The following is a 13,207-nucleotide window of genomic DNA, read 5'->3' on the forward strand; positions in this document are numbered from 1 at the left end:
CCGTGCGCTCAGCTCACGGCGTGCGCTCGGGCCGGCTCCACAGCCACGGCTCGGCGGGCTCGGCCCCGGCGTCGCCGAAGCTCACGGAGCGCTCCGCGCCCTTGACCCGGTACGGCTGGATCACCGTCAGGGATTCGCCCTCCCGGTGCTGGGTCTCCACGGCCACGGCCGTCTGCCCGGAGCGGTCCGGCAGGGTTACGGGGAAGGCGACCGCGGCGCAGAGGAGGTCGTCCCGCAGCTCCACCGCCCGCGCCCGCAGGGCGTCCAGGGCGGCCTCGGGGCTCAGCTCCTCCGCGTCCTCGGCCGGCAGGCTGTCGAGCTCGTACTCGCCGTCCTTGCGCGCGGTGACGAGGAAGGGGGGAAACGCCCCGTGCTGCCCCAGCTGCTGCTCGGCCACGGCCTGGACGTGGGCCATGACCGTGTCGATCGTCGCGGCGGCGTCCTTGCTGACCCGCTGGCGCCACGCGTTGGCGGCGTCCGTCGCGGAGGTCGCGCGCGCGGCCTTCCCGGAGCGGGCGCCGGGGCGCCCGCTCTTGGCGCCTCGGTCCTTCTTCGTGCGGGCGGGGGTGCTCTTGGCCATGTCCGGGTGCTCCTGTGCGGTGGTCGGTGCGTCCCTCCAGGGTATGCCCCTGCGGGGCCCCCTCCGGCCGGGAAGGAGGGGAGTGCCGCGCGGCTAGACTGGACCGGAAACCACCCCCGATCACGAGCAGGAGTGCGCATGTCTGCGATCACCCGCGAGCAGGTCGCCCACCTGGCGAAGCTCGCGCACATCGAGATGACCGAGGAGGAGCTGCGGTCCATGGCGAAGGAGCTCGACCTCGTCGTCGACTCCGTCGCGTCCGTCAGCGAGGCCGCCGGCCCGGACGTCCCGGCCACGAGCCACCCCATCCCGCTGCAGAACGTCTTCCGCGAGGACGTCGTGGGCGAGACCCTCACCGCCGAGGAGTCGCTGCTCAACGCACCGGACGCCGCCGAGGGCAAGTTCAAGGTGCCCGCGATCCTGGACGAGGAGTAGCCGCATGAGCAGCACCGGAACGCCCCAGGGACCCGTCGGTCTCTCCGCCGCCGAGCTCGCCCGCCGGCTCGCCGCCGGCGAGATCACCTCCGTCGACGCCGTCCAGGCCCACCTGGACCGCATCCGGGAGACCGACGGCGAGCCCGTCGACCCCGCCGACCGCAGCCGCGGCCGGACCGGGCTCAACGCCTTCCTGCACGTCAACACCGAGGAAGCCCTGTCCGTGGCCGCCGAGGTGGACGCCGCCCGCGCCCGCGGTGAGGAGCTGCCCGAGCTCGCCGGCGTGCCGATCGCGGTCAAGGACCTCATCGTCACCAAGGGGCAGCCCACCACCGCGGCGTCCCGCATGCTCGAGGGCTGGATGAGCCCCTACGACGCCACCGTGACCCGGCGGCTGCGCGCCGCCCGGATGCCGCTGCTGGGCAAGACGAACCTCGACGAGTTCGCGATGGGCTCCTCCAACGAGCACTCCGCCTTCGGCGACACCGCCAACCCGTGGGACCTGTCCCGCATCCCCGGCGGGTCCGGCGGCGGGTCCGCCGCCGCCGTGACCGCGTTCCAGGCGCCGCTGGCCCTGGGCACGGACACCGGCGGGTCCATCCGCCAGCCCGCGGCCCTGACCGGTTCGGTGGGCGTCAAGCCGACCTACGGCGGGGTCTCGCGCTACGGCGTGATCGCCATGGCCTCCTCGCTGGACCAGGTGGGCCCCGTGGCGCGCACGGTGCTCGACGCCGCGCTGCTGCACGAGGTGATCGGCGGGCACGACCCGCAGGACTCCACGTCCCTGCCCGACCCGGTCGGCGACCTCGCCGCCCAGGCCCGGGCCGGCGCCGCCGAGGGCGGGCTGGCGGGCCTGCGCGTGGGCGTGGTCAAGGAGCTCACGGGCGAGGGCTTCCAGCCCGGCGTCCAGCAGCGCTTCGAGGAGGCCGTGGAGCTGCTGCGCTCCGCGGGCGCCGAGGTCGTGGAGGTCTCCACCCCGAACTTCAAGTACGCCCTGGGGGCCTACTACCTCATCATGTCCTCCGAGGTCTCCTCGAACCTCGCCAAGTACGACGGCGTGCGCTTCGGCCACCGCGTGCTGCCCGAGGACGGGCCCCTGACCATCGAGCGCGTGATGGGCTCCACCCGCGCCGCCGGCTTCGGGGCCGAGGTCAAGCGCCGCATCATCCTGGGCACCTACGCGCTGTCCGCGGGCTACTACGACGCCTACTACGGCTCGGCGCAGAAGGTCCGCACCCTCGTGCAGCGCGACTTCGCGGCCGCGTTCGAGCAGGTGGACGTGCTGGTCTCCCCGACGTCCCCGACCACCGCGTTCGAGCGGGGCGCCGTGGACGAGTCCGCCGACCCCATGCAGATGTACCTCAACGACATCGCCACCATCCCCACCAACCTGGCCGGGGTCCCCGCGATCTCCGTCCCCGGCGGCCTCGCCCCCGAGGACGGGCTGCCCGTGGGCATCCAGTTCATGGCCCCCGCACGCCAGGACGCCCGGCTCTACCGCGCCGGCGCCGGCCTGGAGGCCCTGCTCGAGCAGCGCTGGGGCGGACCGCTCTGGCAGCGGCTGCCGGACACCGCCGCCCTGGTCCGGGACCTGGGCGGCGGCCCCGCCGCGTCCGATCTGTCCGCACCCGTCCGGGGAGGAGCCCGCTGATGAACCGGAGCACCGAAGAGGTCCTGTCCTTCGACGAGGCCATGGAGAAGTACGACCCCGTGCTGGGCTTCGAGGTCCACGTGGAGCTCAACACCCGGACCAAGATGTTCGACGCCGCCCCCAACGTCTTCGGGGACGAGCCGAACACCAACGTCACCCCTGTCTCGCTCGGCCTGCCCGGGGTGCTCCCCGTGGTGAACCGGGTGGCCGTGGAGTCCGCGATCAAGCTCGGGCTCGCCCTGGGCTGCGAGATCCGCCCGGTCTCCCACTTCGCCCGGAAGAACTACTTCTACCCGGACACCCCCAAGAACTTCCAGACCTCCCAGTACGACGAGCCGATCGCCGAGAACGGCTCCGTCGACGTGGAGCTGGAGGACGGGACCGTGTTCACGGTCGAGATCGAGCGCGCCCACATGGAGGAGGACGCCGGGAAGCTCACGCACATGGGCGGCGCCGCCGGGCGCATCCAGGGCGCGGACTTCTCCCTGGTCGACTACAACCGCGCCGGCGTCCCGCTCATCGAGATCGTGACGAAGCCCATCGTGGGCGCCGGCACCCGCGCGCCCGAGCTGGCCCGCGTGTACGTGGCCCTGATCCGGGAGATCGTGAAGAACCTCGGGATCTCGGACGCGAAGATGGAGCGCGGCAACGTCCGCTGCGACGCCAACGTGTCCCTCATGCCCAAGGGCAGCGCCACGTTCGGCACCCGCTCCGAGACGAAGAACGTGAACTCGCTGCGTGCCGTGGAGCGTGCCGTGCGCTTCGAGATCCAGCGCCACGCGGCGGTCCTCGACTCCGGCGGCACGATCGTGCAGGAGACCCGGCACTGGCACGAGGACACCCGCTCCACCACGAGCGGGCGCCCCAAGTCGGACGCCGACGACTACCGCTACTTCCCGGAGCCCGACCTCGTGCCGGTCGTCACCGACCACGAGTGGATCGAGCGGCTGCGGGCCGAGCTGCCCGAGCCCCCGGCCGAGCGCCGGAAGCGGCTCAAGACCGACTGGGGCTTCTCCGACGAGGAGTTCCGGGACGTCGTCAACGCGGGGGTCCTCGACGAGATCGAGCAGACCGTGTCCGCCGGCGCCGCCCCGGCCGCGGCCCGCAAGTGGTGGATGGGCGAGATCGCCCGCCTGGCCAACCAGCGGGAGGTGGAGATCGCCGAGCTCGGCGTCACCCCGCAGCACGTCGTCGAGCTCAACGGGCTCATCGACGCCGGGAAGATCAACGACAAGCTCGCCAAGAAGGTCCTCGCCCACGTCCTGGAGGGCGAGGGCTCGCCCGCGGAGGTCGTGGAGCGGCGCGGCCTGGCCGTGGTCTCCGACGACTCCGTGCTGACCGCGGCGATCGACGACGCCATGGCGCAGATGCCCGACGTCGTGGCGAAGGTGCAGGCCGGCAAGGTCCAGGCCGTCGGCGCCCTCATCGGCCCCGTCATGAAGGCCACCCGCGGCCAGGCCGACGCGGGCCGGGTGCGGGAGCTGATCCTGGAGAAGCTCGGCGTGCAGGGCTGACCGCCGCCCGCGCCCGCGCAGGACTGCGTGCGCGGAACACCGAGGGGTCGCCTCCTGTGGGAATCCGCAAAGGATTCCGGCAGGACGCGACCCCTCGCCGCGCGGCGGGGTCCGGACGCGACCCGTCGCTGCGCGGCGTGCGAGCATGGGCGCATGGACCCTGCGTGCGACGTGCTCATCATCGGCGGCGGCATCGCCGGACTGTCCCTGGCCTCGGAACTGGCCGAGCGGCGGGGGAGCGGCGCCGGGATCGTGCTCGCGGAGACCGAGCCCGTCCTGGCCCACCACACCTCCGGGCGCTCGGCCGAGCAGCTGATCCCCAGCTACGGCCCGGCCCCCGTCCGGGAGCTGACCGGGGCGACCGTGGCCCGGCTGCTCGACCCGCACCCGGCCCCGCCGCGGCCCCTGGCCTGGCCCAGCCGCATGGTCCTCGTCGGGACCGAGGCCCGGCTGCACGCCGAGGCCGCCCCGGGGACGCAACCGCTGTCCCGCGCGGAGCTCGTGGAGCTGTGCCCCGAGCTGGCCTGCTCCCCGGCGGACGCGGTCGAGGCCGGGCGCCTCGACAGCACCTCCGTGCGCACCGACGCCGCCGCGCTCGTGGCCTGGCACCGCGACCGGGCCGCGGCGGCGGGCGCCCGGCTGCTCACCGGCGCCCCGGTGACCGCGGCGGACCCCGACGGCGCCGGCTGGCGGGTCACGGCCGGCGGGGACCGGATCCGGGCCCGGCAGGTCGTCGTCGCCGCGGGCGCCTGGGCGGACGAGGTGGCGGGCCTGTTCGGCGCGGCCCCGCTGGGCCTGCGCCCGCTGCGGCGCACCGCGGCCCTCGTGCGGCTCGCGAAGCCGCTGGCCCCGGACCACCCCATGGTCGTCGCCGCGGACTCCGGCTGGTACTACCGGCGGGCCGGGGACGGCGCGCTCGTCTCCCCGTCCGAGGCCGTGCCGAGCGAGCCCTGCGACGCGCAGCCGGTGCTCGAGGACGTCGAGGACCTCCTGGGGCGGCTCAACACCGTGACCTCCCTCGGCGCCACGGGGATCGAGCGGGCCTGGACCGGTCTGCGCACCGAGGCCCCGGACGGCGTGCCCGTGTGCGGCGCCGACGCTGACGTCCCGGGGCTCCTGTGGCTGGCCGGCCAGGGCGGCTACGGGTTCCAGACGAGCACGGCCATGGCCCGCGCCGCCGCGGACCTGCTGCTCGACGGGGCCGTGGGTCCGTGGTGCTCCCGGGAGACGGCCGCCGCCCTGGACCCGGGCCGCTTCCGGCGCTGAGCCCCCGGGGGCCGGCGCGGCGGGCGCCGTGCCGTCGACCGCCGTGCCGCTCGGCCGCGGGGGCCGGCGGGGCAGACCGCGCGCGGGACCCGCCGGCCCGGGTCAGGCGCCGGCGAGGCCCATCCGGTCCAGCACCCAGGCGTACTCCCAGGCCGTGTCCTTCCACTGCGAGTACCGCCCCGAGGCGCCGCCGTGGCCCCCGGCCATCTCGCAGCGCAGCAGCACCGGCTCGCCGGAGGTCGAGGCCTCCCGCAGCGCGGCGACCCACTTGGCGGGCTCCACGTAGAGCACCCGGGTGTCGTTGAGGCTCGTGACCGCGAGGACCGGGGGGTAGGGCAGCGGCCGGACGTTCTCGTAGGGGGAGTAGTCGCGCATGTACCCGTAGACGTGCGCGTCCTCGATGGGGTTGCCCCACTCCTCCCACTCCAGGGCCGTGAGCGGCAGGGACGGGTCGAGGATGGAGGTCAGCGGGTCCACGAACGGCACCGCCGCCAGCGCGCCGCAGTACCGCTCCGGGGCGAGGTTGAGCACCGCGCCCACCAGCAGGCCGCCGGCGGAGCCCCCCATCACCAAGATCCGCCGCTCGTCGACGTCCGGCCGGGCGGCGAGGTGCTCGGTGACCGCCACGTAGTCGGTGAACGTGTTCGTCTTGTGCAGCTTCTTGCCGTGCTCGTACCAGGTCCGCCCCAGCTCCCCGCCGCCGCGCACGTGGGCCACGGCCCAGACCACGCCGCGGTCCAGCAGGGACAGCCGGGAGACCGAGAACGCGGGGTCGGTGCTGTGCTCGTAGGAGCCGTAGGCGTACTGCAGCACCGGTGCCGGCACGGAGGGGTCGAGGTCGGCGCGGCGGACCAGGGAGACGGGGATGCGGGTCCCGTCGGCCGCGGTGGCCCAGTCCCGCTCCACCGCGTAGTCGGCGGGGTCGTAGCCGCCGAGCACCGTGGCCTCGCGCCGCAGCAGCGGCTCGGCGGGCAGTGCGCCGTCGCCCCCGGTGGCGCCCGCCACGAAGAGGTCGTAGACGCGCGGGGGCGTCGTGAAGGACGTGTAGGACAGGCGCACCACGGGGGCGTCGTGCTCCGCGGCGGAGACGCTCGCGGTGTAGAGCTCCTCGGCGAAGGCCGGTTCCACGGGGGCGGCCTGGGCGTCAGTGCCCAGCCCGGCGAGCGGGAGCAGCCGGACCCGCAGCGTGGTGTCCGCCCGGACGGAGACCACCAGGTGCGTGGCCGTCACGGCGCAGCCGTTGACGCGGACGGTGTCCGAGGCCGGCACGACGTCGCGCAGGGCCACCTCCGCGACCGGACGGCCGAGGTCGGCCGGGTCCATGAGGGAGATCCGGGAGTTCGGGGCCTCGTGGTCGTGGGTCAGCAGGATCTGCTCCCGCCCGTCCAGCAGCAGGGGCTCCGCCTCGTAGAGCACCCGGTCGGTGCGGGGCAGCACCACCCGCAGCGGCGCCGCCGGGTCCGCGACCGGCTGGATGAGCTGCTCCGAGAACTCGGAGCACATGGCCTCCACCACGATCCAGCGCCGGTCCGCGGACAGGCCCGCCCCGAGCCACAGGCCGGGGTCGGCCTCCTCGTGGACGACGACGTCCTCGGCCACCGGGGTGCCCAGCTCGTGCCGGCGCAGCTGGTGGGGGCGCCAGGACTCGTCCACCACCGTGTAGTACACGGCGCGCGCGTCCGGGGTGAGGAAGGACCCGTAGAACGTCCCGGGGATCTCGTCGGCGAGCAGCGCCCCCGTGGTGAGGTCCCGGACCCGCAGGGTGAAGCGCTCGTCGCCGGTGACGTCCTCGGCCCAGGCCAGCAGCTCCCCGTCCTCGGAGACGTCGAAGCTGCCCAGGGAGTAGAACTCGTGCTTCGCGGCCTCCGCGTTGGCGTCGAGGAGCACCTGCTCCCCGGCCATGGGGGTGCCGGGCTCGACGACAGGCGGGGTCCAGTCCGCCAGCACGTCGCCGGTGGTCACGGCCGGGACCCGGCAGAACACCTGGTGCGCGCCGCCCTCCACGGTGCGGGCGAAGTACCACCAGGCGCCGCGCCGGCTGGGCACGGACAGGTCGGTCTCCTGGGTGCGGTCCTTGATCTCCCCGAAGATCGTCTCCCGCAGACCCGTGAGGTGGACGGTGGCGGACTCCGCGTACTCGTTCTCCGCGGTGAGGTGGGCCAGCACCTCGGGGGAGTCCTTGTCCCGCATCCACTCGTACGGGTCGGAGAACACGTGGCCGTGGAAGGCGCGCTCGACGGGCTGCTGGCGGATCTGCGGGGGAAGGACAGTCATGGTCCCCATCCTAGGGAAGACGCCCCGGCTGGGGAGGGGCGGTCCGGGCGGGCCCGGGGGCGCCCGGCGCGGGCTGCGCAGGGCGGCCGGCGGGCCGGTGCCAGAATGGCCGCATGAGCACCCCCGCCCACCTCGCCCCGCGACCGCCCGCCTTCGGCTCCACCCGCGCCGACCTGTGGCTGCAAGTGCTCCTCGTGCTCGGGGTGTCCCTGGGCGCCTCGGCCCTCTGGGCCGCGCTGTCCCTCGCCGAGCACCTGGCGCGCGGACCGCTGTCCGAGGCGCAGGCCACGATGAACCCGCCGCTGAGCCCGCAGCCCCTCATCGACCTGCTGCGCCAGCTCACCGGGATCGCCCTGGACCTGGTGCCGGTGCTGCTCGCGCTCTACCTGCTAGCCGGCTCCGCCGGAGCGCTGGGCACCGTCCGCCGGCGGATCGGCCTCGACGCCCGGATGCCCCTCCCGGACCTGGGCCTCGGCACCGTGCTCTTCCTGCTCATGGGCCTGGGCACGCTGGCGCTCTACGGCGCCGGCCGGGCCCTGGGCGTCACCGCGGAGGTGACCACGTCCGGGCTCGCCCCGCACTGGTGGACGGTGCCCGTGCTGCTACTCTCGGCCGTGCGCCACGCCCTGGTCGAGGAGGTCGTGGTGGTCGCGTTCCTGACCGACCGGCTGACCCGCATCGGGTGGAGCTGGCCCGTGGTGCTGGTGGTCACGGCCCTGTTCCGCGGCAGCTACCACCTCTACCAGGGGATCGGGCCCTTCCTCGGCAACGTGGTGATGGGCCTCGTCTTCGCGGAGCTCTACCGGCGCACCGGCCGGGTGATGCCCCTCGTCGTCGCGCACTTCCTGCTGGACGCCGTCGGCTTCCTCGGGGCAGCCCGGCTGCTGGGCTGAGACCCGCCCCGCGGGGCGCGGCCCAGCCGCCGGGCACTGCGGGCCCGGTCGCGGACCAGGCCGGCCTCAGATGGTGACGGCGCCGTCCGGGGTGCTGAACGAGACGGAGAGCACCCCGGGGGTGCCGTCCGGATAGCGCCAGTCGACCTCGAGGTCCTCGAGCGCGGTCTCGACGGGGGCGCCCAGCCACTCGGCGACCCGTTCCGGGGCACCGGCGATGGTCATCCCCGCGAGCCCGACGTCCGTGATCCGCGCCTGGGACGGGTGCATCTCCGGGGCGGAGTCGAAGTGGATCATGAACGGCAGCTGCGGATCGGCGATCAGGCCCTTGACGCCGATCTGGTGCCACTCCAGGCACCGGCCGTCCGGGAACACCCGGTGGCCGGGCACGGAGCGGCGCCCCAGGCGCTGCTCGAAGGGGGCGAGGTCCTCGACCTCCACGACCCAGCCCAGCCAGCCGCCGCCGGCGGCGGACCGGGCCCGCACGGCCTGCCCGAAGGGGGCCTTCTCCGCCGCCGGGTGCTGGAGGACCTCGACGACCTCCACGTACTGGTGGTTCGTGAGCGGCAGGATCATGTTGCGGGTGCCGAAACGGGGGTGCACCCCGCCCTTGACCGGTTCGATCCCGAGCTGGTCGGCGATGCGCTCGGTGGTGGTCTCCAGGCCCTCCGGGCGGCAGGCGTAGGACACGTGGTCGACTCTCATGGGCACATCGTGGCACCCTGTGAGTTTCGTCTCCAAATCGGTCCGCGACGCGCCGGGCACCGTGCGGGCGACACCCCCGGGCGGGGCGTCACGCCCGGCCCCGGCTTGACGCCGTGCGGGCCTGATCCGGAGAATGCTGTCCAGGTCATGAGCGCCAGCGTCCAAGCCCCAGCTAGCTGGCCGGCAACCCTCCACCGCGGTGGGGTGCCCTGGGTGAAGACCAGGCTCCTCGCGACCGGCGAGCGAGCAAGCGCGGGTCCCCGGCGCCCGGCCGTTCCCGGCCGCACCGCCTCGGCCGGGACGGGACCCCTGAGATCCACAAGGAGTCCCACGGCATGTCCGATCTCCCCGCCTCCAGCACCGACGCCTCCGCCGCCCGCACCGACGTGGCCGCGGCCGAGCGCCCCACCCCCGAGAACCCCGGGGGCTGGGCCTTCGAGACCCGGCAGATCCACGCGGGGCAGAGCCCCGACCCGGTCACCGGCTCGCGCGCCCTGCCGATCCACCAGACCACGTCCTTCGTCTTCCCCGACGCCCAGGCCGCCGCCGACCGCTTCGCGCTCGCCGAGCTCGGCCCGATCTACACGCGGATCGGCAACCCGACCACGGAGGTCGTGGAGAACCGGATCGCCGCCCTGGAGGGCGGCGTGGGCGCCCTCATGCTCAGCGCGGGGCAGTCGGCGACGACGTTCGCCGTGCTCAACGTCGCCGGCGCGGGAGACCACCTCGTGGCCAGCCCCAGCCTGTACGGCGGGACCTACAACCTCTTCAAGTTCACGCTGCCCAAGCTCGGCATCGAGACCACCTTCGTCTCCGACCCCGACGACCCCGAGGCGTGGCGGCAGGCGGTCCGGCCGAACACGAAGGCCTTCTTCGCCGAGACGATCCCGAACCCGCGCAACGACGTCCTCGACATCGAGACGGTCTCCGGGATCGCCCACGACCACGAGGTCCCGCTCATCGTGGACAACACCGTGGCGACCCCCTACCTCGTCCAGCCCCTGCGCTGGGGCGCGGACGTCGTGGTGCACTCGGCCACCAAGTTCCTCGGCGGGCACGGCACGGCCATCGGCGGCGTGATCGTGGACTCCGGGGCCTTCGACTACGGCCGCTACCCGGACCGCTTCCCCGGCTTCAACCAGCCGGACGAGTCCTACGGCGGCCTCGTCTACGCCGAGGCCCTGGGCGCGGAGGGGCCCTTCGGCGTCAACCTGTCCTACATCCTCAAGGCCAGGGTGCAGCTGCTGCGCGACCTCGGCTCGGCGATCTCCCCGTTCAACGCGTTCCTCATCGAGCAGGGCATCGAGACGCTGTCCCTGCGGATGGAGCGGCACGTGGCCAACGCCGGGACGGTGGCCCGCTGGCTCGAGGCCCGCGAGGACGTGCGCTCGGTGTCCTGGGCCGGGCTGGAGTCCTCCCCGTGGCACGAGCGGGCGCAGAAGTACGCGCCCCGGGGCGCCGGGTCGATCCTGGGCTTCGTCCTCGACGGCGGCCGGGAGGCCGGGGCCGCCTTCGTGGACGCCCTGACCCTGCACTCGAACGTCGCCAACATCGGCGACGTGCGCTCCCTCGTGATCCACCCCGCGTCCACCACGCACAGCCAGCTCCTGCCCGAGGAGCAGCTGGCCGCCGGCGTGGAGCCCGGCTTCGTGCGCCTGTCCGTGGGCCTGGAGCACATCGACGACATCCTGGCGGACCTGGAGCAGGGCTTCGCCGCGGCCGCGGCCGCGCAGGGAGGACAGGAGTGACCGTGACGGTCGTGAGGGGCTCCGGCGCCGGGACCGCCGTCCGCGAGGACGGCGTGCCGCGGGTCGCCGGGATCGGCGAGCTCGAGCTCGAGTCGGGCTTCCGGCTGCCCGACGTCCGGATCGCCTACGAGACGTGGGGGACGCTCGCCCCGGACGCCTCCAACGCGGTGCTCGTCGAGCACGCCCTCACCGGGGACACCCACGTGGCGGCCGGCCGGGCCCGCCCCGGCGCCCCCGAGGCCGAGCGGCGCGCCGCCGAGAGCGGCGGCTGGTGGGAGGGCCTGATCGGCCCCGGCGCCGCCATCGACACGGACCGGTGGTTCGTGGTCTGCACCAACATCGTGGGCGGCTGCTACGGGTCCACGGGCCCGGCGACCCCCGCGCCGCCGAGCGTGGACCCCGAGGGCCGCCCCTGGGGCTCCCGCTTCCCGCTCATCACCGTCCGGGACTCCGTGCACGCCGAGGCGGCGCTGGCCGACGCCCTCGGCATCGACGCCTGGCGCCTGGTCATCGGCGGCTCCATGGGCGGGGCCCGCGCCCTGGAGTGGGCCGTGACCTACCCGGACCGCGTCCGGGCGTGCGCGGTGGTCGCCGCGTGCGCCCAGTCCAGCGCCGAGCAGCTCGCGTGGGGCCAGGCGCAGAACCTCGCGATCCGCCAGGACCCGCACTTCCGCGGCGGGGACTACTACGACGGCCCGCTGCCCGTCACGGGCCTGGGACTGGCCCGGCGGATCGCCCACATCACCTACCGCTCGGCCGACGAGCTGCACCACCGGTTCGGGCGCTCGCCGCAGGCCGAGGAGCAGGTCATCGACACGCACGCCGGCGGGCGGGGGCGCTACCAGGTGGAGAGCTACCTCGACCACCAGGCGTCCAAGCTGGCGGGCCGCTTCGACGCCAACAGCTACCTCGCCGTCAACGAGACGCTCATGTCCCACGACGTCGCCCGGGGCCGCGGCACGCTCGAGGAGGCGCTGTCCGTGACCTCGTGCGAGTGGCTCGTGGCGGCGGTGGACTCCGACCGGCTCTACCTGCCCCGCGAGTCCGACGTCCTGGCCGCCGCGCTGCCCGGGGACGTCCGGCGGCACACCCTGACCTCGCCCTCGGGCCACGACGGCTTCCTCATCGAGGCTCCCCAGCTCGGCAAGCTGCTCGTGGAGACCGTGCTGCCCGAGCGCTGAGCCGGGACGGGGGTCCTCAGCCGTTCCCGCTCGCTCAGCCGTCCGCGGCACCCCGGTCGTCGCCGGGGCCCGCCCCGGGTCCCTCGCCGGGCGCGACGCCGCCCCCGGGCACGGTGGGGGTGCCGAAGTGCGGCCGCTTCGGCCGGACCTGCGCCCCGGAGCTGGTGCGCCGGATCCGGCGGGCCACCCACGGGCGCAGATAGCGGTGGGCCCAGACGAGGTCCTCGCCGCGGGCCTGCCGCCAGGACGAGGGCGGGCGGTCGGGCACCACCTCGGGCACGAGGCCGTGCGCGAGGCCCAGGGTGTCCAGGGCCTCGACCGCGATCCGGTGGTGGCCCAGGGGCGAGAAGTGCAGCCGGTCGGGGTCCCACATCGCCGGGTCCGCGAGCTCCCGCAGCCCCCACAGGTCCACCAGCACGGCGTCGTGCCGGGACGCGACCACGCGCACGTTCTCGTTGTAGACCGCGATCCGGCCCCGGATCCCGCGCAGCACGGGCGTGGCGCCGATGTCCGGGCCGCCGACCAGCACGACCGTCGCCCCGTTCGCCGCGAGCCGGCCCACGACGTCGTCCATCTCCTCGGCGATCGCGTCCGGGTCCCCGCCGGGGCGCAGCATGTCGTTGCCGCCCGCGCAGACCGTCACGAGGTCCGGGGTCAGCTCCAGGGCCGGTGCCACCTGCTCGTCGACGATCTGGCGGAAGAGCCGGCCGCGGATCGCGAGGTTGGCGTAGGACAGGCCGGGGGCGAGACGGTCCAGCTCCTCGGCGACCCGGTCCGCCCAGCCGCGGTGCCCGCCGGGGGAGCCGGGGTCCGGGTCCCCGATGCCCTCCGTGAACGAGTCGCCGATCGCCACCATGCGGCGCCACGGGTGGACGGGAGGTGCGGTGTCCGGGGGCCCCGGCGTCGTCTCGGTCATGCCTCCCGGTCTACCACCGGGCCCGGCGGGCGTCCACGCGCCCG

At 74.7% G+C, this 13,207-nt stretch carries 11 protein-coding genes and 1 riboswitch; of the genes, 7 read left to right on the forward strand and 4 right to left on the reverse strand.

Features of this window, described 5'->3' with window-relative positions; translation table 11 throughout:
• Positions 1 to 13 precede the first annotated feature (13 nt).
• Positions 14 to 580: a hypothetical protein gene (locus E7Z53_RS15310; RefSeq protein ID WP_017833832.1), complete on the reverse strand. Its 567-nt coding sequence runs from the start codon at positions 578 to 580 to the stop codon at positions 14 to 16.
• A 138-nt stretch (positions 581 to 718) separates the two neighbouring features.
• On the opposite strand from E7Z53_RS15310, the gene gatC reads away from it, so the two are divergent.
• The 4 genes from gatC (at position 719) to E7Z53_RS15330 (ending at position 5,446) form a co-directional block, all read left to right on the forward strand.
• A complete protein-coding gene (gene gatC / locus E7Z53_RS15315; RefSeq protein WP_017833831.1) occupies positions 719 to 1,015 on the forward strand; it encodes an Asp-tRNA(Asn)/Glu-tRNA(Gln) amidotransferase subunit GatC in 297 nt (98 codons plus the stop codon).
• 4 nt (positions 1,016 to 1,019) lie between these two features.
• Positions 1,020 to 2,666 (forward strand): Asp-tRNA(Asn)/Glu-tRNA(Gln) amidotransferase subunit GatA, encoded by a 1,647-nt coding sequence (gene gatA, locus E7Z53_RS15320; RefSeq protein ID WP_176338144.1) that lies wholly within the window; start codon positions 1,020 to 1,022, stop codon positions 2,664 to 2,666.
• Positions 2,666 to 4,180, forward strand: coding sequence for an Asp-tRNA(Asn)/Glu-tRNA(Gln) amidotransferase subunit GatB (gene gatB / locus E7Z53_RS15325; RefSeq protein ID WP_017833829.1), 1,515 nt, complete (start codon positions 2,666 to 2,668; stop codon positions 4,178 to 4,180). Before gatA ends, gatB begins: the two co-directional genes overlap by 1 nt.
• Positions 4,181 to 4,333: 153 nt before the next feature.
• A complete protein-coding gene (locus E7Z53_RS15330; RefSeq protein WP_031283182.1) occupies positions 4,334 to 5,446 on the forward strand; it encodes an NAD(P)/FAD-dependent oxidoreductase in 1,113 nt (370 codons plus the stop codon).
• 102 nt (positions 5,447 to 5,548) lie between these two features.
• Here the strand turns inward: E7Z53_RS15330 and E7Z53_RS15335 are convergent, their stop codons facing one another.
• Entirely contained in the window at positions 5,549 to 7,720 is a 2,172-nt protein-coding gene (locus tag E7Z53_RS15335) for a S9 family peptidase (protein ID WP_176338145.1), read from the reverse strand.
• 113 nt (positions 7,721 to 7,833) lie between these two features.
• Between E7Z53_RS15335 and E7Z53_RS15340 the strand changes: the two genes are divergently transcribed.
• Entirely contained in the window at positions 7,834 to 8,613 is a 780-nt protein-coding gene (locus E7Z53_RS15340) for a CPBP family intramembrane glutamic endopeptidase (RefSeq protein ID WP_052132890.1), read from the forward strand.
• A gap of 66 nt (positions 8,614 to 8,679) precedes the next feature.
• On the opposite strand, the gene E7Z53_RS15345 is transcribed toward E7Z53_RS15340, so the two are convergent.
• Positions 8,680 to 9,318, reverse strand: coding sequence for a VOC family protein (locus tag E7Z53_RS15345; protein ID WP_035926403.1), 639 nt, complete (start codon positions 9,316 to 9,318; stop codon positions 8,680 to 8,682).
• A 143-nt stretch (positions 9,319 to 9,461) separates the two neighbouring features.
• Positions 9,462 to 9,577: riboswitch (SAM riboswitch) on the forward strand.
• A gap of 76 nt (positions 9,578 to 9,653) precedes the next feature.
• On the opposite strand from E7Z53_RS15345, the gene E7Z53_RS15350 reads away from it, so the two are divergent.
• Entirely contained in the window at positions 9,654 to 11,066 is a 1,413-nt protein-coding gene (locus E7Z53_RS15350) for a bifunctional o-acetylhomoserine/o-acetylserine sulfhydrylase (RefSeq protein WP_217905856.1), read from the forward strand.
• Positions 11,063 to 12,247: a homoserine O-acetyltransferase MetX gene (gene metX / locus E7Z53_RS15355; RefSeq protein ID WP_176338146.1), complete on the forward strand. Its 1,185-nt coding sequence runs from the start codon at positions 11,063 to 11,065 to the stop codon at positions 12,245 to 12,247. Before E7Z53_RS15350 ends, metX begins: the two co-directional genes overlap by 4 nt.
• Positions 12,248 to 12,281: 34 nt before the next feature.
• Here metX and E7Z53_RS15360 read toward each other — a convergent pair whose 3' ends face one another.
• Positions 12,282 to 13,163, reverse strand: a complete 882-nt coding sequence (locus E7Z53_RS15360; RefSeq protein WP_109243393.1) for an SGNH/GDSL hydrolase family protein — start codon at positions 13,161 to 13,163, stop codon at positions 12,282 to 12,284.
• Between the last annotated feature and the right edge of the window lie 44 nt (positions 13,164 to 13,207).

Origin of the sequence: Kocuria salina (genome assembly GCF_013368965.1) — a bacterium.
Taxonomy (GTDB): Bacteria; Actinomycetota; Actinomycetes; order Actinomycetales; family Micrococcaceae; genus Kocuria; species Kocuria rosea.